Origin of the sequence: Bradyrhizobium sp. SK17, assembly GCF_002831585.1 — a bacterium.
Taxonomy (GTDB): Bacteria; Pseudomonadota; Alphaproteobacteria; order Rhizobiales; family Xanthobacteraceae; genus Bradyrhizobium.
Window position 1 is genome coordinate 7102981 of the sequence record NZ_CP025113.1, and the last position, 25852, is coordinate 7128832.

28 protein-coding genes are annotated in these 25852 nt (G+C 65.4%); 9 read left to right on the forward strand and 19 right to left on the reverse strand.

From position 1 onward, the window contains the following. Nucleotides 1-125: 125 nt before the first annotated feature. Nucleotides 126-1451 (forward strand): 4Fe-4S binding protein, encoded by a 1326-nt coding sequence (locus CWS35_RS33005; protein ID WP_100956869.1) that lies wholly within the window; start codon nucleotides 126-128, stop codon nucleotides 1449-1451. A 9-nt stretch (nucleotides 1452-1460) separates the two neighbouring features. Here the strand turns inward: CWS35_RS33005 and CWS35_RS33010 are convergent, their stop codons facing one another. The 3 genes from CWS35_RS33010 to CWS35_RS33020 form a co-directional block, all read right to left on the reverse strand. After that, nucleotides 1461-2186: an SDR family oxidoreductase gene (locus tag CWS35_RS33010; RefSeq protein ID WP_210202745.1), complete on the reverse strand. Its 726-nt coding sequence runs from the start codon at nucleotides 2184-2186 to the stop codon at nucleotides 1461-1463. A gap of 3 nt (nucleotides 2187-2189) precedes the next feature. Next, nucleotides 2190-3092, reverse strand: coding sequence for an SDR family oxidoreductase (locus CWS35_RS33015; RefSeq protein ID WP_100955445.1), 903 nt, complete (start codon nucleotides 3090-3092; stop codon nucleotides 2190-2192). A gap of 83 nt (nucleotides 3093-3175) precedes the next feature. Then, nucleotides 3176-4057 (reverse strand): SDR family oxidoreductase, encoded by an 882-nt coding sequence (locus CWS35_RS33020; protein WP_100955446.1) that lies wholly within the window; start codon nucleotides 4055-4057, stop codon nucleotides 3176-3178. 93 nt (nucleotides 4058-4150) lie between these two features. On the opposite strand from CWS35_RS33020, the gene CWS35_RS33025 reads away from it, so the two are divergent. After that, nucleotides 4151-4993 (forward strand): helix-turn-helix transcriptional regulator, encoded by an 843-nt coding sequence (locus CWS35_RS33025; protein ID WP_100955447.1) that lies wholly within the window; start codon nucleotides 4151-4153, stop codon nucleotides 4991-4993. Here the strand turns inward: CWS35_RS33025 and CWS35_RS33030 are convergent. Both CWS35_RS33030 and CWS35_RS33035 read right to left on the reverse strand, forming a co-directional pair. Then, nucleotides 4990-5775, reverse strand: coding sequence for an ABC transporter permease (locus CWS35_RS33030; RefSeq protein ID WP_100955448.1), 786 nt, complete (start codon nucleotides 5773-5775; stop codon nucleotides 4990-4992). The two genes, CWS35_RS33025 and CWS35_RS33030, sit on opposite strands and share 4 nt — an antisense overlap. Next, nucleotides 5775-6596 carry an ABC transporter ATP-binding protein gene (locus CWS35_RS33035; RefSeq protein WP_080891110.1) on the reverse strand — a complete coding sequence of 274 codons (822 nt, stop codon included), beginning with the start codon at nucleotides 6594-6596 and terminating at the stop codon, nucleotides 5775-5777. The genes CWS35_RS33030 and CWS35_RS33035 overlap by 1 nt, the downstream gene beginning before the upstream one ends. Before the next feature lie 196 nt (nucleotides 6597-6792). On the opposite strand from CWS35_RS33035, the gene CWS35_RS33040 reads away from it, so the two are divergent. Continuing rightward, the gene (locus CWS35_RS33040) at nucleotides 6793-7716 is read left to right on the forward strand and encodes a ketopantoate reductase family protein (RefSeq protein WP_245438759.1); all 924 of its coding nucleotides are present in this window, start codon (nucleotides 6793-6795) and stop codon (nucleotides 7714-7716) included. A gap of 125 nt (nucleotides 7717-7841) precedes the next feature. On the opposite strand, the gene CWS35_RS33045 is transcribed toward CWS35_RS33040, so the two are convergent. From CWS35_RS33045 to CWS35_RS33060, 4 genes are all read right to left on the reverse strand, one after another. Then, nucleotides 7842-8111 (reverse strand): DUF3551 domain-containing protein, encoded by a 270-nt coding sequence (locus tag CWS35_RS33045; protein WP_024580155.1) that lies wholly within the window; start codon nucleotides 8109-8111, stop codon nucleotides 7842-7844. Nucleotides 8112-8252: 141 nt separating this feature from the next. Beyond that, the gene (locus tag CWS35_RS33050; RefSeq protein WP_024580154.1) at nucleotides 8253-8525 is read right to left on the reverse strand and encodes a DUF3551 domain-containing protein; all 273 of its coding nucleotides are present in this window, start codon (nucleotides 8523-8525) and stop codon (nucleotides 8253-8255) included. A 37-nt stretch (nucleotides 8526-8562) separates the two neighbouring features. Further along, on the reverse strand, nucleotides 8563-9237 hold the full coding sequence (locus CWS35_RS33055) for a hypothetical protein (protein WP_245438761.1): 675 nt from the start codon (nucleotides 9235-9237) through the stop codon (nucleotides 8563-8565). Nucleotides 9238-9400: 163 nt separating this feature from the next. Then, entirely contained in the window at nucleotides 9401-10237 is an 837-nt protein-coding gene (locus CWS35_RS33060; RefSeq protein ID WP_100955451.1) for a metal-dependent phosphohydrolase, read from the reverse strand. A 231-nt stretch (nucleotides 10238-10468) separates the two neighbouring features. Between CWS35_RS33060 and CWS35_RS33065 the strand changes: the two genes are divergently transcribed. From CWS35_RS33065 to CWS35_RS33075, 3 genes are all read left to right on the forward strand, one after another. After that, nucleotides 10469-10684, forward strand: a complete 216-nt coding sequence (locus tag CWS35_RS33065) for a hypothetical protein (RefSeq protein ID WP_024580151.1) — start codon at nucleotides 10469-10471, stop codon at nucleotides 10682-10684. Nucleotides 10685-10850: 166 nt separating this feature from the next. Continuing rightward, nucleotides 10851-11639 (forward strand): ATP-binding cassette domain-containing protein, encoded by a 789-nt coding sequence (locus tag CWS35_RS33070; protein WP_100955452.1) that lies wholly within the window; start codon nucleotides 10851-10853, stop codon nucleotides 11637-11639. Continuing rightward, nucleotides 11636-13186: an ABC transporter permease/substrate-binding protein gene (locus CWS35_RS33075; protein ID WP_100955453.1), complete on the forward strand. Its 1551-nt coding sequence runs from the start codon at nucleotides 11636-11638 to the stop codon at nucleotides 13184-13186. Before CWS35_RS33070 ends, CWS35_RS33075 begins: the two co-directional genes overlap by 4 nt. Before the next feature lie 13 nt (nucleotides 13187-13199). On the opposite strand, the gene CWS35_RS33080 is transcribed toward CWS35_RS33075, so the two are convergent. From CWS35_RS33080 to CWS35_RS33100, 5 genes are all read right to left on the reverse strand, one after another. Beyond that, complete coding sequence (locus tag CWS35_RS33080) at nucleotides 13200-14162, reverse strand: ABC transporter permease (RefSeq protein WP_024580148.1); 963 nt, start codon at nucleotides 14160-14162, stop codon at nucleotides 13200-13202. Further along, nucleotides 14152-15138, reverse strand: a complete 987-nt coding sequence (locus CWS35_RS33085) for an ABC transporter ATP-binding protein (RefSeq protein WP_100955454.1) — start codon at nucleotides 15136-15138, stop codon at nucleotides 14152-14154. Before CWS35_RS33085 ends, CWS35_RS33080 begins: the two co-directional genes overlap by 11 nt. Then, nucleotides 15135-16313 (reverse strand): NEW3 domain-containing protein, encoded by a 1179-nt coding sequence (locus CWS35_RS33090; RefSeq protein WP_100955455.1) that lies wholly within the window; start codon nucleotides 16311-16313, stop codon nucleotides 15135-15137. Before CWS35_RS33090 ends, CWS35_RS33085 begins: the two co-directional genes overlap by 4 nt. A 177-nt stretch (nucleotides 16314-16490) precedes the next feature. After that, nucleotides 16491-18203 carry a sulfatase-like hydrolase/transferase gene (locus CWS35_RS33095; RefSeq protein ID WP_371682816.1) on the reverse strand — a complete coding sequence of 571 codons (1713 nt, stop codon included), beginning with the start codon at nucleotides 18201-18203 and terminating at the stop codon, nucleotides 16491-16493. 159 nt (nucleotides 18204-18362) lie between these two features. Continuing rightward, nucleotides 18363-19061, reverse strand: a complete 699-nt coding sequence (locus tag CWS35_RS33100; protein WP_100955456.1) for a TetR/AcrR family transcriptional regulator — start codon at nucleotides 19059-19061, stop codon at nucleotides 18363-18365. Between the two features lie 214 nt (nucleotides 19062-19275). Here CWS35_RS33100 and CWS35_RS33105 point away from each other — a divergent pair, with 214 nt between their 5' ends. Then, the gene (locus CWS35_RS33105) at nucleotides 19276-19896 is read left to right on the forward strand and encodes a hypothetical protein (RefSeq protein ID WP_024580143.1); all 621 of its coding nucleotides are present in this window, start codon (nucleotides 19276-19278) and stop codon (nucleotides 19894-19896) included. A 2-nt stretch (nucleotides 19897-19898) separates the two neighbouring features. Here CWS35_RS33105 and CWS35_RS33110 read toward each other — a convergent pair whose 3' ends face one another. Both CWS35_RS33110 and CWS35_RS33115 read right to left on the reverse strand, forming a co-directional pair. After that, nucleotides 19899-20132, reverse strand: a complete 234-nt coding sequence (locus tag CWS35_RS33110; protein WP_100955457.1) for a hypothetical protein — start codon at nucleotides 20130-20132, stop codon at nucleotides 19899-19901. Nucleotides 20133-20160: 28 nt separating this feature from the next. Next, on the reverse strand, nucleotides 20161-20559 hold the full coding sequence (locus tag CWS35_RS33115; RefSeq protein WP_245438763.1) for a lysozyme inhibitor LprI family protein: 399 nt from the start codon (nucleotides 20557-20559) through the stop codon (nucleotides 20161-20163). A gap of 135 nt (nucleotides 20560-20694) precedes the next feature. On the opposite strand from CWS35_RS33115, the gene CWS35_RS33120 reads away from it, so the two are divergent. Together CWS35_RS33120 and CWS35_RS33125 are read left to right on the forward strand one after the other, a co-directional pair. Beyond that, on the forward strand, nucleotides 20695-21714 hold the full coding sequence (locus CWS35_RS33120; RefSeq protein ID WP_100955458.1) for an adenylate/guanylate cyclase domain-containing protein: 1020 nt from the start codon (nucleotides 20695-20697) through the stop codon (nucleotides 21712-21714). A 187-nt stretch (nucleotides 21715-21901) separates the two neighbouring features. Beyond that, nucleotides 21902-23008, forward strand: coding sequence for a DUF2336 domain-containing protein (locus CWS35_RS33125; RefSeq protein WP_100955459.1), 1107 nt, complete (start codon nucleotides 21902-21904; stop codon nucleotides 23006-23008). A 164-nt stretch (nucleotides 23009-23172) separates the two neighbouring features. Here the strand turns inward: CWS35_RS33125 and ilvC are convergent, their stop codons facing one another. The 3 genes from ilvC to CWS35_RS33140 all read right to left on the reverse strand — a co-directional run bounded on the left by ilvC (nucleotide 23173) and on the right by CWS35_RS33140 (nucleotide 25831). Further along, the gene (ilvC, locus tag CWS35_RS33130; protein ID WP_024580138.1) at nucleotides 23173-24192 is read right to left on the reverse strand and encodes a ketol-acid reductoisomerase; all 1020 of its coding nucleotides are present in this window, start codon (nucleotides 24190-24192) and stop codon (nucleotides 23173-23175) included. 150 nt (nucleotides 24193-24342) lie between these two features. After that, nucleotides 24343-24951 (reverse strand): LysE family translocator, encoded by a 609-nt coding sequence (locus tag CWS35_RS33135; protein ID WP_100955460.1) that lies wholly within the window; start codon nucleotides 24949-24951, stop codon nucleotides 24343-24345. Between the two features lie 7 nt (nucleotides 24952-24958). Then, nucleotides 24959-25831: an EamA family transporter gene (locus CWS35_RS33140; RefSeq protein ID WP_100955461.1), complete on the reverse strand. Its 873-nt coding sequence runs from the start codon at nucleotides 25829-25831 to the stop codon at nucleotides 24959-24961. Between the last annotated feature and the right edge of the window lie 21 nt (nucleotides 25832-25852).

The following is a 25852-nucleotide window of genomic DNA, read 5'->3' on the forward strand; positions in this document are numbered from 1 at the left end:
CAATGACGGTGAGGCGCGGTCCGCGCCCGCTCGGTTCCATTACATGACGGACGACAGATAATTCACTTGCCTCATGTCTTGTCAGTTCATAATATGATTGATGTCATTTCATGGAGAGCATGACCATGAGCCTCGACGATCACCCCACGGTCAGGGCCGTACGGGCTCGTAACAGCCAACCCGTCGCTGATGTCCCGGTCGCTTCGGACCTGATCAAGCGGATCGCGCTCGAGTGCGGGGCTGATGATGTCGGTATCATCGAGTTCGAACGCGCCGCGATCGCGCCGCAACGCGACTTCATCCGCAAGGTCTATGGCCGGACGCGGTCGCTGCTCGCGATCGTTTGCCACATGAACCGCGAGCCGGTGCGCTCGCCGTCGCGCTCGGTCGCCAACGAGGAATTCCACGGCACCTACGATCACGTCAACGAGACCGCGCGCGCCATCGTTCGCATGCTCGACGCGCACGGCATCCCGGCCTGCAACTCGGTCGCCGCCTTCCCGATGGAGATGGACCTGCCGCGGATCATGATGGTGCAGCACAAGCCGATCGCGGTGGAAGCGGGCCTCGGCCGGATGGGCATCCATCGCAGCATCATCCATCCCAAGTTCGGCAGCTTCGTCCTGCTCGGCACCGTCCTGCTCGGTTGCGAGGTGGACGCCTACGACCATCCGATCGACTACAATCCCTGCCTGGAGTGCAAGCTTTGCGTTGCCGCCTGCCCGGTCGGCGCCATCAAGCCGGACGGCGGCTTCGATTTCCTGTCCTGCCACACCCACAATTATCACGACTTCCTCGGCAACTTCACGCAGTGGGTGGAGAAGGTCGCGGATTCGACGGACGCCAGGGATTATCGCGCCCGCGTGCCGCGCACCGAGACGCTGAACGTCTGGCAGTCGCTGTCGTTCAAGCCGGGCTACAAGGCCGCGTATTGCATCTCGGCGTGCCCAGCCGGCGAGGACGTGATCGGCCCCTTCCTCAGCGATCGCGACGCGCATTTTGCCGACGTGGTGCAGCCGCTGATCGACAAGGACGAGTTCGTCTACGTGATTCCCGATACCGATGCCGAGGACACGGTGACGCGGCGCTTTCCGCACAAGAAGGTGCAGCATGTCACCTCCGGCCGCCACACCGGCAGCATCCAGGCCTACATCTTCTCGCTCTCGCTCGGCTTCCAGCGCGGCCGGGCGCGCGGGCTGGATTTCGTGACCCATCTGCGCTTCACCGGGGCAAGCACGCTTGATATGACGGTCGCGATCAAGGGCAAGGAGTTGCAGGTGGTGCCGGGGCGTCATGTCGGAGATGCGGCCCTGAACATCACCGCCGATACCCAGGCATGGCTGCGCATCCAGAACCGCGATCTCGAGCTTGCCGACGCGATCGCCGCGGAGTTGGTCAGCCATAGCGACGAGAAGCTCTTCGCCGCCTACATGCGGTGCTTCCCGCTCTGAGCGAGTTGCTCATACCAACAGACCACCACCGTCCACGGGCAGAACCTGCCCGGTCACGTAGCCGTTGAGCATCAGATAGACGTAAGCCATCGCGGCCTCGCTCGGCGAGGCTGCACGCGGCAGCGGCAAGGCTGCCACATAGCCACGGACCATATCTTCCGGCATCTGCTGGACCGGCTCGGTCAAGACAAGACCCGGACACACCGCGTTGACCCGCACCGGCGCAAGATCGACGGCAAGGCCGCGGGCCAGATGCTCGGTGGCGCCGCCGATCGCCGTCACAAGCGCGCGGCCCTTCCTTGGGCGGTTCACCAGCATGCCGCTGGTCAGCGTGATCGAGCCATCAGGCGCGATGGTCCGGCTGCCGTGCTTGATGGCTGCCAGCACACCTGAGAAGCGGAGCGCAAGCCGTTCGTTCAACGCAGCAAGATCGAGATCGCGTATCGCGACGGGCGCCGCGCCGCTCCAATCGCCCGCGGTGATCACGAGATGATCGAACAGGCCGAGTTCGTCGAAGAACCGCGACACGCTGGCCTCGAGCCGCAGGTCGACGGTGCGCCCGGTCGAACCGGGCAGCCGCGCGACGGCCGCATCGACCCGGTTCGCGTTGCTGGATGCGATCACCGCCTCCGCACCACGCTCTCGCGCGATCGCGGCGACGGCAAAGCCGATCCCCGACGATCCGCCGATTACAACCACGCGCTTGCCAGCAAGCGACATCACGACATCAGTCACGGCTCACTCCCGTTGCTGCGCGAAATAGGCCGGATGATCGATGTCGGCGATCAACCCGGGCTGCTGCGGCTGCCAGTCGAGCCGCGCCCGCGTCCGCGCACTCGAGGTCGGCACGTCGAAGGCGACGAACCGGCCGAACATGCCGAAATGCTCGGCCGCCTCCTCCGGAGACTTCGACACCAGCGGGACGTTGAGCCGGCGCGCGATGACCTCGGAGATCGCCTTGAACGGGACCCCCTCGTCGGCGACCGCATGGAACGGGCCGCTTTCGACGCCGCGCTCGAGCGCGAGCCGGTAGACCCTCGCCGCATCCAGCCGATGCACGCCGGGCCAGCGGTTCTGTCCCTCGCCGATATAGGCGGAGACACCCTTCTCGCGCGCAAAGGCAACGAGTCGGGGCACGAAGCCGTGGTCACCATGACCATGCACCGAGGGCGGCAGCCGCACGACGGCGGCACGCACGCCGCGCGACGCCACGGCCATCGTCGTCGCCTCGGATGCGCGCGGATAGGCGTCGGACACCGGAATCGGCGGATCGTCCTCGGTCGCAACGCGACCCTGCGCCACCCGCGCGACGCCCGAGGTGGTGATCAGCGGACGCTGCGAACCTTCGAGCGCGGCGCCCAGGGTTTCGATGGCGCGCCGGTCGTCTTCGCAGTTCTTGGGGAATTTCGTGAAGTCATGGTTGAAGGCGCAATGGATCACCGCGTTCGACTGCGCCGCGCCGCTCTTCAGGCTCTCGAGATCCTCCAGCGTGCCGTAGTGAACGTCGGCGCCCTCGGCGGCGAGTGCTTCCGCGCCCGTGTCGGAGCGGGTCATGCCGAGCACCTGATGGCCAGCGGCGATCAGTTCCTTCGTGACGGCCGAACCGACCCAGCCGGTGGCCCCGGTAACAAACACACGCATGCGAAAATTCCTTGCTTGAATGTCTGCGTTGGCGGAGGCGCCCTCACCGAGGCGCCTCCGATCGTTTGCGCGAATGCGAAGCGTCAGCCCTCGATGCGCAGCCGGTCGAGATCGGCGATCAAGCCGGGTCCGGTCGGATTCCATCCGAGCTTCTTGCGGGTCAGTTCGCTGGAGGCCAGCATGTCGAATCCCATGAACGTCGCAAGCCAGCCAAAGGAGGCTTGCGTCTCCTGCGACGTGATGGATTTGACCGGCAGCTTCAAGCGCCGCCCGATCGTTTCGGCAATATCGCGCAGCGGCACGCCCTCTTCCGCGACCGCGTGATATCGTGCGCCCGGCTCGGCGTTTTCGATCGCCAGCCGATAGAGATGCGCAACGTCGAGAACATGCGCCGCCGGCCAGCGGTTGGCGCCGTCGCCGACATAGGCGCAGACGCCCTTTTCGCGATATGCCTCGATCAAAGGCGTGATAAGACCCTGCCTGACCGGATCGTGGACCTGGGGAAGACGCATGGCCGATGCGCGAACACCCTTGAGTGCCAGGGCGGTCTGTTCCGACACGCGGGGAAACGGGAAGTCCGGGGATATCGTGTGGGTTTCGAGCGCGATCTCGCCCGGCGCGGCCAGTCCCGCCAATCCACCTGTGACGATCAAAGGCCGGTCGGAACCGGCCAGAACAGAACCGATCGCTGCGATGGCGTCGCGGTCGATCTCGCAACTCTTCACGAAGTTCGACCAGTCATGCACAAAGCCGAGGTGGATGACCGCGTCCGCGGCAGTTGCGCCGTTACGCACGCTGTCGAGATCTTCGAGCGAGCCGCGCAGAACCTCCGCGCCGAGAGCGGCGATCGAGCTTGCCCCTTCATTTGAACGGGCCATCCCGAGGACCTGATGTCCGGCGCCGACTAGTTCCTTGACGAGGGGAGTGCCGATAAAGCCGGTAGCACCAGTGACAAACACGCGCATGAGCAAGTCTCCGAGGTTTCGTTGGAGACAAATCTGGCTCGGCGCGCTATCATGTTAAAGTAGTGACCTTATCATGGTATAATGGCTAACAGGATGAGCGAACCGCTCACGCAAGAGAACCTGTTTGGCGCCTATCTGAAGGATCGCCGCAGCAAGCTTGATCCCGCCGTGTTCGGCTTTGCACCGGAGCGGCGGCGTACGCCCGGCCTGCGCCGCGAGGAAGTGGCGCAGCGCGCCAATATCAGCGCCACCTGGTACACCTGGCTCGAACAGGGCCGCGGCGGCGCACCGTCGGCTGACGTGCTCGACCGCATCGCGCGTGCGCTGATGCTGACCGACGTCGAGCGCGAGCATCTGTTCCTGCTCGGCCTCGGCCGCACACCCGAGGTGCGCTACCAAAAGAGCGAAGGCGTCACACCGCGGCTGCAACGCGTGCTCGACGTGCTGGAGCCGCACCCTGCCATCGTCAGGACTGCGACATGGGACATCGTCGCCTGGAACCGGGCGGCGACCGTGATGCTGACCGATTACGGATCGCTGCCGCCGCGCGAACGCAACGTGCTGCGCTTCATGTTCCTCGATCCCCGCGTCCGCGCCGCGCAACACGATTGGGCCAGCGTGGCACGCTTCGTCGTCGGCGCGTTCAGGGTCGACGCCGCGCGCGCAGGCGCCGCTGCCGAGGTGCAACCGTTCGTCGATGAGCTCTGCCGGCTCAGCCCGGAATTCGCGGCGCTGTGGCGCGACAACGACGTGCGAACCCATGGCGAGGGCATCAAACAGCTCCGGCATCCGATCCTCGGCCCGGTCAAGTTCGAATATTCGGCGTTCGCCGTCGACGGCCGGCCCGACCTCGGCATGATCGTCTACAATCCCGTTGACCCCGAGGTGAAGGAGAAGATCCGCGGGCTGATGGAGGCGGCGCCGGCTGCGACCTAGTCCCGCGCCGCTGCCGTCGGGCGCCACACCAGGAGCCGCTTCTCGACCGCGGTGACCGCCATGTCGATCAGGATCACGAACGCCGACAACACGAACATTCCGGCGAACACGCCGGCGACGTCGAACACGCCTTCGGCCTGCTGGATCAGGTAGCCGAGGCCGGCCGCGGAGCCGAGATATTCGCCGACCACGGCGCCGACCACGGCGAAGCCGACCGAGGTGTGCAGCGACGAGAACATCCAGGACAATGCCGAGGGCCAGTAGACGTGGCGCATCAGCTGCCGCTCGTTCATGCCGAGCATGCGGCCATTGTCGAGCACCGTGGCCGGCACCTCCTTGACGCCCTGATAGACGTTGAAGAACACGATGAAGAACACCAGCGTCACGCCGAGCGCGACCTTGGACCAGACGCCGAGCCCGAACCACAGCGCGAAGATCGGCGCCAGCACCACGCGCGGCAGCGCGTTGACCATCTTCACATAGGGATCGAACACGGCGGCAACGCGCGGCTGCCGCGCGAACCAGAAGCCGACCAGGATGCCGCCGGCCGAGCCGATCACGAAGGCGAGGATGGATTCCCACAGCGTGATCGCGAGGTGCTTCCAGATCACCCCGGTCGAGAACCACTTCACGATCTGGCTGAAGACGTCCACCGGGTTGGAGAAGAAGAACGGCGGCAGCAGCACCTTGCCGAACACCGGCACGGTGGAAAAGAACTGCCACAACGCCAGCGTGACGACGGCGACCAGGATTTGCAGCGACAGTAGCGTAACGCGCGACATCAGGCGGCTCCCGCCTGTGTCGACTGGGCATAGCCCTTCATCACCTCGTCCTTCAGCACGCCCCAGATCTCGCGGTGCAGGGCATGGAAATCCTTCTCCATCCGGATCTCGGCGATATCACGCGGCCGCGGCAGCGTGATGCGCCAATCGCCGATGATGCGCGCGCCCGGGCCGGCCGACATGATCACGACACGGTCGGCCAGCGCGATCGCCTCCTCGAGGTCGTGGGTGACGAACAGCACCGCCTTGCGGTCGGCGCTCCACAGTTCGAGCAGCAGATTGCCCATGATCTGACGGGTCTGGGCGTCGAGCGGGCCGAACGGTTCGTCCATCAGCAGGATCTTCGGATCACGGATCAGCACCTGCGCCAGCGCCACGCGCTTGCGCTGGCCGCCCGACAGCATGTGCGGATAGCGGCCGGCGAAGGCGCCGAGCCCGACCGAGGTCAGCCATTGCTGCGCGCGTGCCAGCGCCTCGCTGCGCGGCGTGCCCGAAATCTCGAGACCGATCGCGACATTGTCGATCGCGGTCTTCCACGGGAACAGCGCATCGGCCTGGAACAGATAGCCGGCGTCGCGGTTGAGGCCGCCGAGCGGCTTGTCGAAGATTCGCGCCGACCCGGCCACGGGTTTCAACAGCCCCGCGGTGACGTTGAGCAGCGTCGACTTCCCGCATCCGGTCGGGCCGACAATGGCGACGAATTCGCCATGGGCCACCGACAGACTGGCCTGCTCGACCGCGGTATAGACCCGCCCATCCGCCAACCGAAACGCCACCGTCGCACGATCAAGCGCGATTGCCGTCGGCTCTGAATTCTTCACCGCGTGCCTCCCCACATTGCGGGATGGCTTAGCGGGTTGAACGGGCAAGTCAACGCAGGAAGATGGCGCATAAAGCCGCTGATGCGGCGGTCACGCGGTTTTCAGCGCAGCCGGGTTGTGCGCCACGCAACCGGGGTTGCGAATTGGCCCGACATCGTCGAGGCTGCCAGCCGAAGCGGTGGACGAGGAGACAATCATGCGGATCGCAGTGGTCGGCGCCGGCGGCGTCGGGGGCGGCTTTGGCGCGGCGCTGGCGCACGCCGGAGCCGACGTCACCTTCATCGCGCGCGGCGCCCACCTCGCCGCCATGCAGAGCGAGGGGCTGAAGGTTCAGGGCGGCCGCGGCGAAAGCCACCTGGTCCCGACCAAGGCGACCGACGATCCCGCACGCGTCGGCCCGGTCGATATCGTGCTGTTCTGCGTCAAGCTGTGGGATGTCGAAAGCGCAGGCCAGCACATCAAGCCGATGGTCGGTCCCGACACCGCGGTGATCCCGCTGCAGAACGGCATCGACGCGCCCGACCGGCTGATCCCGATCCTTGGACGCAACGCCGTGATGGGCGGCGTGGCGCAGATCTCGGCCTCGATCATCAAGCCCGGCGTGATCAACCAGGTCGGCAGCTTCATGCGCATGATCTTCGGCGAGCTCGACGGCCGTATCACGCCGCGTGGCAAAGCGCTGCTCGAACTCTGCCTCAAGGCCGGCTTCGATGCGACGCTGAGCGAGGCGATCAACACCGAGCTGTGGATGAAGTTCATCGGCCTCGCCACCAATGCCGGCATGACCGCGGTCACCAGGCTGCCGATCGGCCGATTGCGCGACGATCCCGATCTGCGCCCGCTGTTCGTGTCGGCCTGCGAGGAGACCATCGCGGTCGCCCACGCCAGCGGCATCGAGTTGCCAAAGGATGCTTTTTCGAAGGTGCTCGACTTCATCGGACACGCGCCGCCGGCGATGAAGGCATCGATGGCGCTCGATCTCGAACGTGGCAACCGGCTCGAACTGCCCTGGCTGAACGGCAAGGTGGTCGAACTCGGCCGCAAGCTCGGCGTGCCGACGCCGACCCACGACATGCTCTATGCGGTGCTGAAGCCCTATGCGATGGGCGCGCCGGCGTAATGAGCGTGCCGAGCCGCCGTTCGGGAGGCTGCGCCTCGCCAACCAAGACCGTTCGAGGAGACAAGCGTGTCGCGAGGCCGCCCACAGGCGATTTCGTTGGTAGGCCGCCGAGGCGTGCGCCCGCCTCAATGACCGCGATGACGTCCGCGATGCGCCCGCCGCCTTGGCGGCGGCGGCGGAGCGAAGAAGGGATTCTCCGAGCAAATCGCCGGAAGCCCGGACGCATTCGCCTGGCATTGCGGGATCGAGGTGAACCTGCAATCGATATAGTTTCCGCCGAACCGGCCGCCATAGACATGGATGCACACCGGATAGTTCGGGTCGTAGGCCTGCCCGGCGGCAGGCCCGGCCAGGGCGACCGCGAACGCGGCGATTGCGAACAGCTTCAGGCGCATCGATGCCTCCTTGTCGTGCGGACGGTTTCCTCACAACCGGCGCAGCCAGTCAATGGCACCGGCGACGCAACGGCCATGCGGCACACGCAAGCGCTTCAAGCGAAGTGGCTTCGCTTCCGATTCAATCAGAGCCGAATTGCGCTAGTCGGAGCGTTGACGTTGCCGCTGCGCCTTGCCCTTCGGCGGCTTCGCCGGCCCCTTGTAGAACGGATTGACGGAGCACGTCGCCGATCGGCCCGAGGCCGTCGCCTGGCACTGCGGCAGCGACGTGAAGCTGCAATCGATGTATTCCGGCGTCAGCCGGCCGCCATAGACTTCCAGGCACACCGGATAGTTCGGATCATAGGCCTGCGCGGCCGCAGGCCCGGCGATGCAAACGCCGATGACGGCGATCAGGTAGAGGTTCAAGCGCATCGGGTTCTCCTCATGCCCGGACCGCGGCGCCCGGGCGTTATCGCTGCTCGTCATCGGCGGGCTTCGCGTCGCCCTCGCCGAGGCAGCGGATCATGAACGCCGTCGTATCCCGCGGCAGGACCTGGGCGGCGCGGGCCTTGAGACGACATTCGAGCTGTGCGATCTGGCGCGCCCGTTGCCGCTCGGACGGCAGCGCCGATTGCCGCAGGCGGCGCAATGTCATCGGCGAGCCGTCGGACTCGAAGTTCAGCTCGTATCTCTTGCCGCTCTGGTCGGTGGCGGCGCAGGTGATCGTGGACACCTGCCGGGTGACGAAGCTTCCGACCTGACGGCAGGAGCCGGTCGACATCTCGACCAGCGGCACCGGCAGACCGTCGACGCGCGGGCGATCGCTCGACTTCAGCAACATGCGGTCGACCGCAAGCTCGAACAGATTGTCCTGGGTGCGCTCGGTGCTCTCGCCCGAGAACGAGACGATGTGGCTCTTGTCGGCGGGATCGTCGAGCACCACGGTGAATTCGGAGCGGCCGCGCAGGGTGTGGAAGTAGGCCACCGCCTTGCAGGTGTAGCTGCGGCCGGCAATGCTGACATTGCGGCAAGTGCCCGACATCAACGCATAAAGGTCGACGTCATAGACCGGGCCCGCGGCGACAGCGAGCACCGGCCAGCAGACAATGGAAACCGCAATCAATTGAGCGAAACGGGAAATCATGCTGAAACGGTCGAAAACTCGGTCGCTGGAGAAGTTCGGGGCGCAAAGTCGCTGATTTCCACGGACTGTGCAACGATGAAGCAGGCCTAAATGTGGACGCCACCAAAACGACCGCAAACGTGGCGCGATCCGTGCTGAAAGGCCGCGGCCCCGGTGCTTTACGTCAAATCTGCGGGCCGGACAGGGTAACCTCGCGCTCGGCGCGGAAGACATTGCTGTAGAGGTTCGCGATCCACTGGCGGCCGCTCGCCGTCATGTTCAGGCAGTTGATGGCGCCCTGGATGTGCGGTGCAACCATGTTCCAGTAGAATTGCGGATAGCGGTCGACGATATCGGCCGGCGATTCATAACCGAGCTGGCGGTTGATGCCGACTTCCTCGAACTCGTGATAGAGCGCGTTGGCTTTCCTGATGTAGTTGGGATCGCCGAGTTGCCCAATGAAATCGGCCGCCCTGACGATCGACGCCTCGTCGTCATATTGCTGGCCTTCGGGCGCCGGAAACCGCGTCCCCTCGATGTTGCGCGCGACGCGCTCACGATCGAGCGGAATGACGGCCTCGAGCCGGTCGAGCACATACAGTTTGGAACGATCGACATGATACGGCATCAGGCCCGCATCCGATGAGCCGCGCGGCAGCACCACCTTGTTGCCGGACGCATCGATGACGTAACCATCCGGCCCATCGCCCTTCAGTAGACCACGCACATAGCCGATGTCATGCGTCAGGCAGGCGATGATCGTGTGGGTGTAATCCTCGGCGGTGACGTGGGTGTGCAGCGCGCGGCCGCGGATGATGTCGTGCCCGGCCAGCGTGACCAGCATCGTATGCTCGACATTGTGGTAGAGCGCATCGCTGTTGCCGATGCATTCCAGCGCGATGCGGGCCGCGGCCGGAAGGAGTTCGCCGAAGCGGGCCTGCGAGGCACCAAACGTGCGGCTGACCCACGTGGCGAGAAACTTCTCCAAAGCTCCCGCCGCCAACTCAGGTAACGTCATCATCGATGCAGCCCCCGACCGCGCAACGTTCCTCACTCGCTCCGATCTCTCGCCGTAGTTGGGTGGCGACTATAGCGTATCTAACGGCGTGCGGCTACGCGCTGACCGAAGCGACGATCCGCGTCAGCCGGTACTTTCCCGGTCTTGCCGGTCTTGGCGGCAAAGTTGCTGATAATGGCATGAACCCTGCATCTATCGAAGCAGACCGGGTCAACCCCACCGATAAAGGCCGTCATGCTCGTTACGCTCGTCGCCATCCTCTGCAATTCTCAGCTCTGCATGGAAAAGGTCGTCACCACGAGTGATCAATCCGGCATCACCATGGGTGCCTGCGCAGTGAATGCGCAGATCGGCATCGCGGACTGGCTCTCCAAGGGCCCGTATCATGATTGGCACTTGCAGAGTTACAAGTGCATCATGGGCAAATACGTCCCCAAGAACGAAGTGTGATGTATGCTCACAGCCCCGGATCGGGCTGATCCGCTTCGGTCCCGACCGGTACAGGCCGCGAAACCAGCCGGCACGGGCGTCCGCGCCTCGAGTCAAAGTCCATTTTATGGGTTATCACTGTCGTTCACGATGGTGAGACGTGAGGCCGCCCAAGAATGGTCCAGGAATGCCCGCAACGCCGCTGATTGCCTACGCGCATGTCGGCAAGAGTTTTGACAATGGTCGCGTGGTGGCGGTCGACGACGTCTCGCTCGATGTGGCCGAGGGTGAATTCCTCGCGATCGTCGGCGGCTCGGGCTCCGGCAAGACGACGCTGCTCCGGCTGGCCAACCGCCTGATCGAAGCCGATCGCGGCCAGATCGCCGTCGAGGGCGAAGATGTCAGCCGCATCGATCCGATCCTGCTGCGACGCCGCATCGGCTATGTCTTCCAGAGCGGCGCGCTGTTTCCGCATCTCACGGTCGCCGGCAATATCGGCATCACGCCAAGGCTGCTCGGCTGGCCGCAGGCCGAGATTTCCGCGCGGGTCGACGAACTGCTCGATCTGGTGCGGCTCGACCGTGCACAACATCGTGACCGTTTGCCGCACGAGCTCTCCGGCGGCCAGCGCCAACGTGTCGGCGTCGCGCGCGCGCTGGCGGCGAAGCCGCGTATCGTGCTGATGGATGAGCCATTCGGCGCGCTCGATCCCCTGACCCGCGACGCACTCGGCGACGACTATCGAAGCCTGCACCACGAGCTCGGCCTGACCACGGTCATGATCACCCACGACATGACCGAGGCCCTGCTGCTTGCCGATCGTGTCGCCGTCATGCATGGCGGCAGGCTGCTCGCCCTGGGCACGGCTGTGGAGCTCGCGGCCAGCACCGACGCCTATGTCGGCGAGCTGATGCGCTCGCCGCGCCGACAGGCGGAACGCCTCGGCGCATTGCTGCCGCGGGACGGCACGGCATGAACGATCCACGCTGGAGCGAGGCGCTTGCGCATCTGCCTGACTATCTCGGCAACCATGTCCGGGTCAGCGTCGCCGCACTGGCACTCGGGCTCCTGATCAGCCTGCCGCTTGCGATCATCGCCCGCAACCGGCCGGTGCTGCGCGGCGCCCTGCTCGGGCTTGCCAGCATCGTGCAGACCGTACCAGGCCTGGCGCTGCTCGCGCTGTTCTATCCATTGCTGCTGGCACTCGCCGCGCTGACCGCAAAGTGGCTCGGCCTCAGCTTTTCCGCCTTCGGCTTCCTGCCCGCGGTGCTGGCGCTCGCGCTCTATTCGATGCTGCCGGTGCTGCGCAACACCGTCACCGGCCTGTCGGGCGTCGATCCGGCGGTGCTGGAGGCCGCCAAGGGCGTCGGCATGACACCGCGGCAATCGCTCACCATGGTCGAATTGCCGCTGGCATTACCGGTGATGATGGCGGGCATCCGCACCGCCGCGGTGTGGGTGATCGGCACCGCGACGCTGTCGACGCCGATCGGCCAGACCAGTCTCGGCAACTACATCTTCGCAGGGCTGCAAACCCAGAACTGGGTGTTCGTGCTGTTCGGCTGCTTCGCCGCCGCCGCACTGGCGCTCGTCGTCGACCAGTTGCTGGCACTGATCGAGAGCGGCCTGCGCAATCGCAGCCGCATCCGCACCGCGCTCGGCGGCCTCGGCATCGCCGCCCTGATCGCGGCAACGCTGGTGCCCGCGATCGCGCGTTCGCATGGGCGCTACGTGGTCGGCGCCAAGACTTTCACCGAGCAATATGTGCTGTCCGCGCTGATCGCACAGCGCCTGCAAGCGGCCGGGCTACCGGCCACCACCCGCGCCGGCCTCGGTTCCAACGTGATCTTCGACGCGCTCGCGGCCGGCGATATCGACGTCTATGTCGATTATTCCGGCACGCTGTGGGCCAACCAGTTCCACCACACCGACATCAGGCCGCGCGCCGAACTGCTGGATGAACTGAAGACGACGCTGGCGAAGCAAGACATCACGCTGTTCGGCGAGCTCGGCTTCGAGAATGCCTATGCGCTTGTCATGCCGAGGAAGCGCGCCGACGTGCTCGGCATCCATTCGATCGCAGACCTCGCATCGCGCGCCGCCGCGATGTCGATCGCCGGCGACTATGAGTTCTTCTCGCGGCCGGAATGGGCCGGCATCCAGAAGGCCTACGGGCTCTCGTTCCGCGCCCAGCGCACGATGCAGCCGGATTTCATGTACGCCGCGGTCGCCTCCGGCGAGGTCGACGTCATTGCGGGCTACACCAGCGACGGGCTGATCGCGAAATACGATCTCGTCGCACTGGAGGACAACAAGCACGCGATCCCGCCCTATGACGCGATCGTGCTGCTGTCGCCGAAGCGGCGCGATGACGAGGCCCTCAAGGCGGCGCTGCGGCCATTGCTCGGCAACATCGACATCGCCGGGATGCGCGAGGCCAATCTGCGCGCGTCGGGCAACGACGCATCATCGTCGCCCGACGCGGTAGCGCGCTGGTTGTGGGAGAAGATCGGACCGCGCTAAGCCGCCCGCTCCTTCAGGCCCTGACCTCCTGGCGCTGGAACAGAACGTAGCCCGCGACGAACAGCACGATGCTGCAGGCGATCAGGCCGACGGTCTGCGGCCAGGCGATCAGCACGCTGGCGCCGAACGGCAGCGGCGCGCCCATCACCGCGCCACGGATCTGATCGAGGAACACCGGGCCGAGCGTCCGCGTGGTCGGCGACAGCACCGCCAGCATCGCCTCGCCGAACAGATCATTGGGCGAGAAGCGTTGCAGCAGCTGGCTCCAGATCGCGGTCCCCGGCGTATCGAGACCGAGCGCGGCAAAACGCGGATCTGGCGGCACGATCGCCTGTGCGATCGCAGGCGCCAACATCGGCCACAGCACGGTCAGGAACAGCCAGATCCCCAGCGCCACCAGCGCCGCGGTCGCCGGCGAGCGGAACACGATCGACAGCAGCATCGCCAGCGACAGCCAGACCCCGGCATAGAAGATCGCAATCACCAGGAAGGCGAGTGAGCGGGCGATCTCCTCGCCGCCCGGCGGCACGCCGAGGAAGATCAGGCCGAGCCCGATCACCAACAGCCACAACGCGGTCAGGCTGATCGCGATCGTCGCGAGCCCGGCGAGATATTTGCCGAGCAGCAGCGCATCGCGATAGATCGGCTGCGCCAGGATCCGCGACAGCGTGCGCCGGTTGTGCTCGCTGTTGATCAGGTCGAAGCCCAGTCCGATCGCCATCAGCGGAATCAGGAAGCCGAGAATGGCGACGAAGGACGGCAGCGGCGCCTGGTCCACCGTGAACAGCCGCAGCAGCAGGAACGGATCCTCGGCGGTGTTCTGGCGCAGCGTGGTGATCGCCTCGTAGAGCGCCGCCATCGCAGTCAGCACGATCAACAGCTCGAGCATCAGCATGCGGACGCTCGAGATGTTGTCCGATAGCTCCTTGACGAAGACGGCACCGACGCCCTGGAATGCTGAACCTTCACGCCGCATCGCGCACGCCTCCTGAGGGGGGAGCCTGGAAGTAACGGGCGTAGATCGCCTCGAGACTCGGTTCGTCGACCGAGAGCCGCCGCAGCGCGCCGTTGGCCGCGACCACCGCGCGCGCGGCATCGGCCCGCACGTCGCGATCGGCGGTCATGCGAAAGCGGTCATCGGCGAGCGTCTCGACATTGCCGACGCCCGGGATCGCCGCCAACCGCCGGGCGATCCCGGCGCCGTCGGCCTCGACCTCGACGACGAAGCCCGCGCCCAGCACCTGAACCGCAAGCTCCGCGACCGACCCCATCATCGCGATGCGCCCGGCACGGAACAGCGCGACCCGATCGCAGACGCGCTGGACCTGGTCGAGCATGTGCGACGACAGCAGCACGGTGACGCCCTCGGCCTTCAATTCCCGGATCAGGTCAAGGAATTCGAGCGTTGCCTGCGGATCGAGACCGGAGGTCGGCTCGTCGAGGATCGCGATCTCAGCGCGCTTGACGATGATCTCGGCGAGCCCGAGCCGCTGCCGCATGCCGCGCGAGAAGGTCGCGACCCGTTTGTCGGCAACGTCGGACAGGCGCACGCGGGTGAGTGCCGCCGCGATCCGCCGCGCCCGTTCGGCCATCGAGAGCCCCATCAGCTTGGCGGCATAGGCAAGGTTCTCCACCGCGGTCAGGTTGTCATAGAAGCCGACCGCATCGGGCAAGTAACCGACGCGCCGCTTGACCTGCAACGGCTGCCGCGCCGGATCGAAGCCAAGCACGCTGACCCGGCCGGCCGAGATCTCGGTGAGCCCGAGCATCATCAGGATGGTCGTGGTCTTGCCGGCACCGTTCGGGCCGAGCAGCCCGAACACCTCGCCTTCGGCGATATCGAAGTTGATGGTGTCGACGACGCTGGACTTGCCGTAGCGTTTGGTGAGATCGCGCGCTGCGATGACGGCCTCCGGCCGTGTTGCAGGGCTGTTGTTCTGTTGCTCGCTCATCGCCGTCCGAACCTCGCAACCGCGCCCAACATCAGCAGCAACGCGACGCCGATCACACCGGCTCCGGCCATGCCCCAGACGGTGGATGTCGTCACGGTAACGCGGAACTGGCTCGATGCCGTCTCGCCGCGCGAGGTGGCGCGCATCGCGAGCTGGTAATCACCGGCGAGCGACTTGTCGCTCGGCGTCACCAGCGCCTGCACCTCGGCATCCTTGCCGGGCACCAGGCGTTCGATCTTGGCGGGCTGGAACGTGACCTTCCAGCCGCTCGGCGCCGTCGCGGCGAGCTCGATATTGTCGGCCGGCGCGGTGCCGCTGTTGGTGACGACGACCGGGATCGTGCTCTGCTCGGCGGCGACCGCACGCGCGCTCAACAGACCGTCACGCCCGGAGAGCTGAAGCTGCGGCTGGCCGGCGACATCGAGCGCCACCTCGGTCTGCGCGGTCGCATCCTCGGCGTTGACCGTGACCTTGACCGGGAAGTGTCCGGCATCGATCGCGCTCGGCGGCCGCACCTTGAGCTTGATGTCCTTGGATTGTCCGGCATCGATCGGGATCGACGACAACTCCTGGGTGCCATAGGCCTCGGTGAACGAGGTCTCGAAATTCTGCGGCGCCGCCGCGGCGAAGCTTGCGACGAGGTTGCGGCCGCTGTCGTTCTTGATGGTCAGCGTGTACTCGAAATTCGATTTCGGGCTGCCGCGCAACTCGGGAAGCTTCGACGACACCGTCAGCTTTGCCGGCAATTCCTTGGCGAGTGCGACCACGATCGGCAGACTTGCCTCGCTGCCCTGCCCTTCGGCCTTCACCGTCAATGTCTGCTCGGCGAGCGAAGCATTGGCGGGAATATCGAGGCGAAGCTGCAACGGCACGCTGGAATCCGGTGCCGGCATCGCGGCTGCGACGGGCTGGCCGCCGCCGAGCAGCGTCGCGGTCCAGCCGCTCGGCACGCCCTCGACCGAAAGCCTGTAGCGTTGCGGACCGAGATCGTAATTCTGTAGTCGCAGCGAGATGTTCGAGGTGGTGCCCGGCCTGACGGTGACGGCCGGATAGTCCGTCATCATGTAGAGCCCCTTGATGTCGTGGGGTGGCTCTGCGGCGTAGGCTGTGGAAACGGCAAGGGGAGTAGCAAGTCCGAAGGCGACGACAAGGCGCGCAACATCGAGCGCTCGCATGGGCAAACACTCCTGCAAGAAGGGCGGGATTGGCTAACTTGACGCTGCGCGCTGATGAACATCGTGGCAGCGACGCAACCGATCATCGAGCCAATCGTGACGAAATCTCGGCGGGGCAATTACAAATGAGTAATGCACGCGGCTTCGCGCAGACGACCTTCGTCTACCGACGTTAGTCTAAAGTCCCTTGATGATTCCTGCGTCGATCAACAGGCGGTTGAAGCGGCGCGCCTCCGCGCCATCCTTGCAGGAATAGAACGCACCATTGCAGCGGAGCATGATCGCCTTCTGCTCCTCGAACGAGGGATCGAGCGGAATGCCGGCGGCTTCCTGAATCACCAGCGGCAGATAGGCGGCGTCGATCGTGTCCATCACCGCGGGGCTTTTCACCGGCTCGAAGTTGACGGCATCGATCGCGTAATATGTCGCGTAGTAGCGCGGATCGTAATCCATCAGCTTCTTGCCGATGCCGGCCTCGTCGAGCTCCGGATCGAGCAGTTGCGGCGAGAACTCCGGCTGATGATCGCCGTAACGCACGATCAGGAACGGCTGCGCCGGAAATTTCTTCTTCAGCGCCGCAACGAAGCCGGCATAATCGTTGGCGCTCATGGTCTGCCGACGCAGATATTCGTCGATCGCCGGAGCGTTGCCCGGCCGCTTCCAGGCCGGCAACAAGTCGGGACGGAATCTGGTCTCCCACGGGAAATGGTTGGCGGCGAGATAGACGAAGGTGAACAGCGGCGTGCCTGACGTCTTCTGCTCGGCCATCAGGCCCAACGCCTTGTCGTAGAAGAAGCTGTCGGGCTCGACGTCCTTCGCATGCAGGTCATGCGCATCGTAGAAATGCTGGATGCCGGTCGCGGTCTGGAAGCTGCGCGCGCTCATGAAGGCGCCGAACGCCGGATAGAGCGACAGCGTGTCATAGCCGCAGCGGCGCAGCGCCAGCGGCAGGCCGCGTTCGACGCGGCCCGAGGCGATGCGGGTGACGAAATAGGAGAAGCGGCCGAACGAGCGCGAGGAGAGGCCCGCGAGCACGTTGTACTCGGTGAACCAGCTCGGCCCGCCATTGCTCTCGGCGAGGAACTTGCGCTCGACCCCATCGTAGGATTTGAACTGGCTGCCATAGCCCGGCGGAACCTTGACGCCTTCGGCGGCCCGGATGTCGAAGCTCGATTCATCATGGATCATGATGATGTTCGGCCGCCGCCCGGCAGGATGACAGGCCTCGACCGCCGGGATCTTGAGCTGGTCGCTCGTCACCGGGTCCGATTCCATGAAGCCATAGGCGACGAAATCGGACACCACGGTCACGCCCGAGCGCGCGAATTTCGACAGATAGCCGTCGTCGTAATAGCCGCGCCAGGCCTCGTCCGGCCAGGCGAAGGCATAGCCGGACAGCGCCGCGGTGCAGGCAAGACAGGCGGCCGCGGCCGGCAGGCGGCGAATACGAAACGGATCGAGCCACCACAGCGCGTACATCAGGGGCAGCGTGACGAGGCCGGCGCCGATGATCGACCAGCGCAGGGTCGGAAAGATCGTGAGCAGGAACGCCGCGGTGTCGCGATCGATCACCATCAGGTCGACGAAGTTCGCGGTCATCTGCACCACGTCGTGCTTGAACCGCGACAGCAGCACCAGCACCACGACCAGCGTCAGCGACAGCGCGCTCGACAGCGCCGGCCGGCGCAGCAGCGCGATGAACAGGAAGTTGAGGATTCCCCAGGTCAGCAGGAAGCAGAGCCGCGAGCCGAAATCGGTCTCGGTACGCAACATGAGGATCAGCGCGCCAAGATGCGGCGCGGCCACCGCCATCAGCCGCCAGATGCCGATCGCGGCCAGACCACCGGCCAGCGCGGCAACCGAGGAGTTTTGCTGAGGCGCGGGCGCCATGGGCAGGACGCAATACAACCCGGCGCAATGCAACTGCCCTGACTGGCAATGGCCAGGAGGCACACCGCACAGCCGGTGTCTGCACCGTGTCACAAAACCGTAATTGAATCGTCATGAACGCGCAATGAATTTGCCCGCGCGCGACCGGTGCGGCGCGCCCTAGACTTTCGCCGCAGGCGCCAGATGCCGGGCGATGCCCGCAATGAAGAGGTCGACGATGTCGGCCGCCATCCGCTCAGCTTCCGCATCCGTGACGCCCCAGCGCGGCAAATGGCCGTCGATATGCATTCGCGCAAAGCCATAGACCAGCGCGCGGCCGGCGATCTGCACCTGCTTCAGATCGTGTGGACCAAGTTGTCCGGCTGAAAATGCCTCCGCCAGTGTGCGCTCGGTCAGGCCGATCAACTCGGCATTGTCGCTGGAGACCCCGGCCGAGCGGTCATGGTCGAAGAAGCGGCGGCTGGAGATGATCTCGAAATGGGTCGGGTTCTTCATCGCCCAGCGCAGATAGGCGATGCCGAGGCAGCGGAAGCGGCCGAGCGGATCGCCCGCCGGCGCGTCCGCCAACGCCGCCTCGATCTCGGCGCGGAAGCGGCGCTGCGCCTCCTCCGCCACCGCATTCATCAGGGCGTCCCGGCTCGGGAAATGCCGGAACGGCGCGCCCGGCGAAACCCCGGCGCGGCGGGCGGCCTCGCGCACGCTGACCGCCTCCGGGCCGCCCTCGCCGACCAGTTGCATGGCGGCATCGATCAGGACCCGGCGGAGGTCGCCGTGATGATAGGGCTTGGCCGCCGGCGCGTCTGGACGCGACTTGGCGGGGCGGCGGCCGGCGGCCGGGTTTTTGGCGGGGCGGCGCATGTCTCATGCCCTAGAGCCTTTCCCGTTCCGATAGAATCGGAACGGGGCTCTAGGTTCTTGTGTTGACGCGTTTTCTTCACGCGAACCGGTATCCACTTCGCTCGAAAACGCTCTAGCATCACCCGGTTGTGAGTGTAAGCACCGATTACAACAATTGACTGCAAGTCATCGCAAAATGTAACTGGTGATTACATCAGGCAGCGGGAGGCGAGACATGGCGACGCGGCGCAACTGGTTCGAGGGCTGGCGGCTGTTCGGCCTGCTCACGCTGACCCTGGTGGGGCTCTCGATCTGGATCGCCGCGATGCGGCAGTTCGAGGTCGAGGGCGTGCGGATGGTGATCCGCTTCACGGCACGGACCTCGCTGCTGCTGTTCTGCCTCGCCTTCTCCGCCGCCGCGCTGGTGCGGCTCTGGCCGAACGCCTGGACGCACTGGCAGCGCCGCAACCGCCGCTATCTCGGCGTCACCTTCGCGGCCTCGCACGCCGTCCATGCGGTCGCAATCACCGCGTTCGCGATGCGCGATCCGGCCGGCTTCGCAGCCGCGACCTCGACCGTATCGTATATCTTCGGCGGGATCGGCTATCTCGTCATCGTCGCGCTGACCGCGACCTCGTTCGATCGCACCGCGGCGATGCTCGGTGCAAGCGCCTGGCGCAGACTGCATCTCGTGGGCGGCTACTATCTGCTGTTGCAGTTCATGGTGTCGTTCGGCAAGCGGATCCCCGACATGCCGCTCTATGCGCTGTTCCTGGTGCCGCTCGCCGCGGTGTTCGCGCTCAGGATGATCAGCATGGCCGCGCGGCCCGCGCCGCGTCAGGCGCAGGCGGGTTGAGATCACACGAGGTGAAACTTGCGGCCGAGCTGGCGATGAACCGTCAGCACCGCGCGGTCGACGTCGCTGATCAGGCTGTCGCCGAGCACGACGTTCGGGATCTCCCAGTTGCGCCCGATCTGCACCTCGGGCAGCGCGACGACCGCCGGCACGCGCGCGGTTGCGCAGCCGGGCTGGGCGCGTAGCGCATCCTCGGCAAGCTGGGTCAATTCATCCTGGCTCTTTCCGTCGGTCATGACCTCCGTCCTGACGCCGGAAGATGGCTCACTGATGGCCACGATTCTCCAGTTCCCTGGCCCGGGTTTCCGTCACGCTGCGCATGCATTCGCCGGCGTCGAGCCGGGCGATGGTGCCCTCGCCGAGGTCGTAGTACAGGCAGTTGGCGTCGCGATACTGGATCCACAGCCGCTGCGCGGTGCGCAGCTGTTCGCGCTGCTTGTCGCCGGCGGCATCCTTCAGCGCCTGCTGATAGGCCGCGTTCATGCGCTTGTCCCATTGCGCGGTCTTGGCCTTGAGGCACTCGACCATCTGGTAGGTGCTGCCGTCGCAGGACGGTTCGCCATCACCCTGGTCGCCGGCGTGGGCCGGGGAAGCGGCGATGATGAAGGCGGCCGCAAACAAGGCCCTCTGCCCGCGCGCGCCTGTCGTGAGTGCCGATGTCATGCCGTCTTCCCTTTCCGACCGGTCCAGCAGCCGGACCATATATGAGTGCGCCCACGATGCATCCCGTTCACGTCAGGGCGCACCCCGGCTGGCCTTCGCGATCCGCGCAGGATATTTCATGGGCATGGAGGCACCATGCGGCGCAACCTGACGCCTGTGATCATTTTGGCCGTGGTCGGCCTGCTCGTCGGCGGGCTGTTTCGCTATGCCTTCGATCGGCCCGTCGAGGCGTCGATCGCGAACTATTTGCGCAGCGCCATTGAGGGCGCCGCAATCACCCTGATCGTCTGGGTCACGCACCTCTATCTGGCCGCGCGCGGGGGCTGGCTGCGGCAACGGCCGCTCATCGTCGAGCTGCTTGCCCGCTCCGTTATCCTCGCCGTCACCGTCGCGGTCGCCGCAATCGTGCTGGAGGTCGTGCTCAACGAACACGGGATCGACGCGAAATTTTTCCGCGAAACCTTCCTGAAGATCATCGGCGTCTCCTTGCTGCTGTCGATCCCGATCACGACGATCTACGAACTGGTCCGGATGATCGGCGGACATACGCTGCTTGCCATCGTGCTCGGGCGCTATCGCCAGCCGGGACGCGAGGAGCGCGTGCTGCTGTTTCTCGACCTGGTCGGCTCGACGACCCTGGCGGAGCAGATGGGCGAGCTCCGCGTGCAGGAGCTGCTGACGCGCTTCTTCTCCGACATCGACGCGCCGATCGTGTCGCATGGCGGCGAAGTCCACGCCTATGTCGGTGACGAGGTGATCGTGACCTGGCCGGCCAATGCCGGCGAGACGTCGCGGCGGTATCTCGATTGCGTGTTCGCGATCGAGGACCGCCTCGCCAAGCGGGCCGATCATTATCGCAGGGAGTTCGGCGTGGTGCCGGCGTTTCGCGCCGGGATGCATGCCGGTCCGGTCGTCATCGCCGAATGCGGTGACTCACGGCGCCAGATCGCCTATTTCGGCGACACCGTGAACGTCACGGCGCGGTTGCAGGCGTATTGCAAGGAGGCCGGACGGCCGTTGCTGATCTCGGGCGAATTGCGTCGCCTGCTGCCTCCGAACCTAGACCTTGCCGTCGAGGCTCTTGGTTCGACGCAATTGCGCGGACGCGCCGCATCGATCGAGATCTTTTCCGTCGCGCGGCGCGCATCGTCCTAAACAATCTCTTAAGATGCATCGGCCATGGCTACCGCGTTCAATGCACGAATTGAATCGTGCCTGGTCGGATCCCGTTAAGGATGCGATGGACCCGTATTTGCACCGGGTTCCACCTTAACGCAGGTGTAAGATCGCCAGCGATATCGTGCAGGCCGTTGTCATCCAAGAAAAACAAGGTTGCCCATCGATGGCGCAACAGGCGTCACAATCGATTATTGCCGAACTCGAAGATGCGGTCCGGGACGGAACGTCCGCCAAGCGCGTGCAGACGCTGCGGCGGGTCACCGATCTGTTCCTGAACGACGGCGACCGCCTCAACGACGAACAGGTCAAGGTGTTCGATGACGTGCTCTGCCTGCTGGTCGCGCGGGTCGAGACGCGTGCACGCGCCGAACTGAGCAAGCGGCTCGCGCCGCTCGACTATGCGCCGTTCGAGGTGATTCAGCATCTCGCCTGGGACGACGATATCGGCGTCGCCGGCGACGTGCTGACCCACTCCAGCCGCCTCTCGACCGACGCATTGCGCGAGATCGCCAGCAGCAAGGGTCAGGACCATCTGTTCGCGATCTCGGCGCGCGAGAACCTGCCCGCCGCCGTCACCGACGTGATCATCGATCGCGGCGAGGACAAGGTGATCCGGCGCCTTGCCAGCAACGCCGGCGCGCAGTTCTCCGACAACGGCTACTCCTCGATCGTCGCCCGTGCCGAGAGCGACGACGAACTGGTCGAGATACTCGGACTGCGCATCGACATTCCGGCCAAGCTGCTGCGCGACCTGCTGCAGCGTGCCAAGGATACCGTGCGCGCCCGCCTGCTCGCGCTCGCATCGCCCCGGGCACGCGAGGAGATCAGCCAGGTGCTGAACGACATCGCGCAGGACGAGGCCGCGCAGCCGCGCCGCAACTACGGCATCGCCGAGGAGCTGGTCAAGCTGATGAAACAGCTGAACGAGCTCGATGACGCGGCGGTCTACAAATTCGCCGAGAGCGGCAAGTTCGACGAGGTCACCGTCGCCCTCGCTGTGCTCAACGACATGCCGATCGCGATGATCGAGCGCCTGATGCTCGGGCTGCGCTCCGACCTGCTGCTGATCCCGTGCCGTTCGGCGCGGCTCAACTGGCCGACGGTCGAAACCATCCTGCGCAAGCGGCCGCTGCCGCATGCCATCGACCATGCCACGCTGGAGATCGCGCAACGCGACTACCGGCGGCTGTCGCTGGAAACCGCCCAGCGCACCGTGCGGTTCTGGCAGTTGCACAAGCGGATCGAAAAGCAGCCAATCGCGGCCGGTTAGCCGCAGCTCGCGTTTCGTGACAAAGAAAAAGGGTGGGCGCGTTGCCCACCCTTTTCTGTTGTCGATGCGTAGGGTGGGTTAGCCGAAGGCGTAACCCACCAACTTTGTCACCGCGGAGACAAAGGTGGGTTACGCTTCGCTAACCCACCCTACGAAACCGCGGCTCAGTTCTTGGTCTTGTCGACCAGCGCGCCCTTCTTGATCCAGGGCATCATGTCGCGCAGCTTGGCGCCGACTTCCTCGATCGGGTGCTCGGCGAGCTTGGCGCGGGTCGCCTTGAACGAGGTCTGGTTGACCTTGTTCTCCAGCATCCAGTCGCGGGCGAACTTGCCGCCCTGGATGTCGGCGAGCACGCGCTTCATCTCCGCCTTGGTCTCGGCCGTGACGATGCGCGGACCGGTGACGTACTCGCCGTATTCGGCGGTGTTGGAGATCGAGTAGTTCATGTTGGCGATGCCGCCTTCATAGATCAGGTCGACGATCAGCTTCACTTCGTGCAGGCACTCGAAATAGGCCATCTCCGGCGCGTAGCCGGCCTCGACCAGCGTCTCGTAGCCGCCCTTGATCAGCTCGACCAGGCCGCCGCAGAGCACCACCTGCTCGCCGAACAGGTCGGTCTCGCACTCTTCCTTGAAGGTGGTCTCGATGATGCCGGCGCGGCCGCCGCCGATCGCCGAGGCGTAGCTGAGGCCGAGGTCATGGGCATTGCCCGACGAATCCTTGGCGATCGCGATCAGGCAGGGCACGCCGCCGCCGCGCTGATACTCGGAACGCACGGTGTGGCCGGGGCCCTTCGGCGCGATCATCAGCACGTCGAGGTCGGCGCGCGGATCGAGCAGGTTGAAGTGCACGTTGAGGCCGTGAGCAAACACCAGCGCCGCGCCCTTCTTCATGTTGTCGTGCAGGTGCTCGCGATAGATGTCGCCCTGCAGTTCGTCCGGGGTCAGCATCATGACGAGGTCGGCCCATTTGGCGGCCTCGGCGACTTCGAGCACCTTGAAGCCGGCGGCTTCGGCCTTCTTGGCCGACGCCGAACCCTTGCGCAGCGCGATCGCCACGTCCTTGACGCCGGAATCCTTCAGGTTCAGCGCGTGGGCGTGGCCCTGGCTGCCATAGCCGACGATGGCGACCTTCTTGCCCTTGATCAGGTTCAGGTCGGCATCGCGATCGTAGTAAACTCGCATCGTGTTTTCCTCGTTTGAAGGGGGCCAAAATCGGCCGATGAATCAGGCTTTCGGAAGGTCAGAACCGCCGGGCGCCCGCGAATTTCCGGCGTTGTCTAAAGCATTTTTCCCCTCAGGGGAAACCCTCATCTCGCATGGCGCGGTGCGGCATCATGCGTCCATGAAGACCGGGTAGAGCGAGGCCAGCAGCAGGATGGCCATCAGCACGTTGAAGACACGGATCGCCCGGGGCGAGGTCAGGATCGGCCGCAACGCGGTGCCGAACAGCGCCCAGACGATGCAGGAGACCGTCCCCAGGATCAGGCTCAGGCCGACCTGGATCGCGATGTTCCAGGGAAAGGCGGCGATCGCCGCATAGGCCGTGATGGTGCCGATCACCATCACCCAGCCCTTGGCATTGATCCACTGGAACATGGCCGCGCCCCAGAAGGTCATCGGGCCGCGGCCGGGCGTGTCGTCCTTGTCCTGCGAGGGCGGCTCGGCCATGGCGATGACGGCGGCGAGATAGACCAGATAGGCCACGCCGCCATATTTCAGGATCGTTTGCAGGACCGGATAGGCGATGAACACGGCGCCGAGCCCGACGCCGACTGCACCGACCATGAAAGCGTAGCCGACCGTGATCCCGGCGATGTGCGGCACCGTGCGGCGGAAGCCATAGGTCAGCCCCGACGACAGCAGCATGATGTTGTTGGGACCGGGCGTGAAGAACATCACGACCGCAAACACGACAAAGGCAAACAGCAGCGAATTCGACATGGCGTCCTCACCCGGCCTTCGGCAGCGCTCTCGGCCGCGACAACAGCATCACGGCGATGCCGGCGATGACCGTGACCATGCCGCCCAGCCGCAGCGGCCCGAATCTTTCGCCGAACACGATGCTGGATGCGCCGGAGCCGACGAACGGCACCAGCAGCGCGAACGGCACCACCTGTGCGGCCGGGTAATCCCTGAGCAGCCGTCCCCACAGCCAATAGGCGATGCTGGTCGAGATGCCGCCGAGACAGAGCACGCAGACGAAGCCGGTCAGCGACATGTGGCTCAGTGCCTGCCAGGTCGGCTGCGGCCCGTTGCTGATCAGGGTCAGCACCGCGAGCGGCACCGCGGCAGACAGGCACAGCCAGGCGAACAGGTCGAACATCGGCGCGCCACGCGCCTGCCGCAGCAGCAGGTTGCCGATCGCGAAGCTGATCGGACAGATCATCACGATGCCGAACGCCGCGACGCTGAAATCGTAACCGACCGTGCCGCAGATCATCAGCAGGCCGAGCGTGGCAATCGCGATGCCGATGGTCTGGGTCCGGGTCGGCAGCTCGCCGAAGATCAGCGCGGCGAAGCCGATCGTGAACAAGGCCTGGCTCTGCACGATCACGCTGGAGAGCCCGACCGGAACGCCATGCGCGATCGCAAAGGCTTGCGCCAGGAACTGGCCGAGGAACAGCGTGGAGCTGATCGCGATCAGCAGCGGCCAGGAGACGCCGGGCTTGCGCACGAACAAGCATGGCAGCGCGGCAATGGCGAAGCGCAGCGTCGTCATGAGCTCCGGCGAGAACTCATTGAGCGCGATCCGGCTTGCGACGAACGCAAGCCCCCAGATCACCGCGACCATGACGGCGATGCCAACATCGGCCGGCTTCATTGTTGTTCTTCTGCTTCCGTT

Bases quoted from the DNA above. Each gene is read 5' to 3' on its own strand.
- CWS35_RS33005 (WP_100956869.1), top strand. From the start codon at position 126: ATGAGCCTCGACGATCACCCCACGGTCAGGGCCGTACGGGCTCGTAAC.
- CWS35_RS33015 (WP_100955445.1), bottom strand. From the start codon at position 3,092: ATGCGTGTGTTTGTTACCGGGGCCACCGGCTGGGTCGGTTCGGCCGTC.
- CWS35_RS33020 (WP_100955446.1), bottom strand. From the start codon at position 4,057: ATGCGCGTGTTTGTCACTGGTGCTACCGGCTTTATCGGCACTCCCCTC.
- CWS35_RS33025 (WP_100955447.1), top strand. From the start codon at position 4,151: ATGAGCGAACCGCTCACGCAAGAGAACCTGTTTGGCGCCTATCTGAAG.
- CWS35_RS33030 (WP_100955448.1), bottom strand. From the start codon at position 5,775: ATGTCGCGCGTTACGCTACTGTCGCTGCAAATCCTGGTCGCCGTCGTC.
- CWS35_RS33040 (WP_245438759.1), top strand. From the start codon at position 6,793: ATGCGGATCGCAGTGGTCGGCGCCGGCGGCGTCGGGGGCGGCTTTGGC.
- CWS35_RS33045 (WP_024580155.1), bottom strand. From the start codon at position 8,111: ATGCGCCTGAAGCTGTTCGCAATCGCCGCGTTCGCGGTCGCCCTGGCC.
- CWS35_RS33050 (WP_024580154.1), bottom strand. From the start codon at position 8,525: ATGCGCTTGAACCTCTACCTGATCGCCGTCATCGGCGTTTGCATCGCC.
- CWS35_RS33055 (WP_245438761.1), bottom strand. From the start codon at position 9,237: ATGATTTCCCGTTTCGCTCAATTGATTGCGGTTTCCATTGTCTGCTGG.
- CWS35_RS33060 (WP_100955451.1), bottom strand. From the start codon at position 10,237: ATGATGACGTTACCTGAGTTGGCGGCGGGAGCTTTGGAGAAGTTTCTC.
- CWS35_RS33065 (WP_024580151.1), top strand. From the start codon at position 10,469: ATGCTCGTTACGCTCGTCGCCATCCTCTGCAATTCTCAGCTCTGCATG.
- CWS35_RS33070 (WP_100955452.1), top strand. From the start codon at position 10,851: ATGCCCGCAACGCCGCTGATTGCCTACGCGCATGTCGGCAAGAGTTTT.
- CWS35_RS33075 (WP_100955453.1), top strand. From the start codon at position 11,636: ATGAACGATCCACGCTGGAGCGAGGCGCTTGCGCATCTGCCTGACTAT.
- CWS35_RS33080 (WP_024580148.1), bottom strand. From the start codon at position 14,162: ATGCGGCGTGAAGGTTCAGCATTCCAGGGCGTCGGTGCCGTCTTCGTC.
- CWS35_RS33085 (WP_100955454.1), bottom strand. From the start codon at position 15,138: ATGAGCGAGCAACAGAACAACAGCCCTGCAACACGGCCGGAGGCCGTC.
- CWS35_RS33090 (WP_100955455.1), bottom strand. From the start codon at position 16,313: ATGCGAGCGCTCGATGTTGCGCGCCTTGTCGTCGCCTTCGGACTTGCT.
- CWS35_RS33095 (WP_371682816.1), bottom strand. From the start codon at position 18,203: ATGGCGCCCGCGCCTCAGCAAAACTCCTCGGTTGCCGCGCTGGCCGGT.
- CWS35_RS33100 (WP_100955456.1), bottom strand. From the start codon at position 19,061: ATGCGCCGCCCCGCCAAAAACCCGGCCGCCGGCCGCCGCCCCGCCAAG.
- CWS35_RS33105 (WP_024580143.1), top strand. From the start codon at position 19,276: ATGGCGACGCGGCGCAACTGGTTCGAGGGCTGGCGGCTGTTCGGCCTG.
- CWS35_RS33110 (WP_100955457.1), bottom strand. From the start codon at position 20,132: ATGACCGACGGAAAGAGCCAGGATGAATTGACCCAGCTTGCCGAGGAT.
- CWS35_RS33115 (WP_245438763.1), bottom strand. From the start codon at position 20,559: ATGACATCGGCACTCACGACAGGCGCGCGCGGGCAGAGGGCCTTGTTT.
- CWS35_RS33120 (WP_100955458.1), top strand. From the start codon at position 20,695: ATGCGGCGCAACCTGACGCCTGTGATCATTTTGGCCGTGGTCGGCCTG.
- CWS35_RS33125 (WP_100955459.1), top strand. From the start codon at position 21,902: ATGGCGCAACAGGCGTCACAATCGATTATTGCCGAACTCGAAGATGCG.
- ilvC (WP_024580138.1), bottom strand. From the start codon at position 24,192: ATGCGAGTTTACTACGATCGCGATGCCGACCTGAACCTGATCAAGGGC.
- CWS35_RS33135 (WP_100955460.1), bottom strand. From the start codon at position 24,951: ATGTCGAATTCGCTGCTGTTTGCCTTTGTCGTGTTTGCGGTCGTGATG.
- CWS35_RS33140 (WP_100955461.1), bottom strand. From the start codon at position 25,831: ATGAAGCCGGCCGATGTTGGCATCGCCGTCATGGTCGCGGTGATCTGG.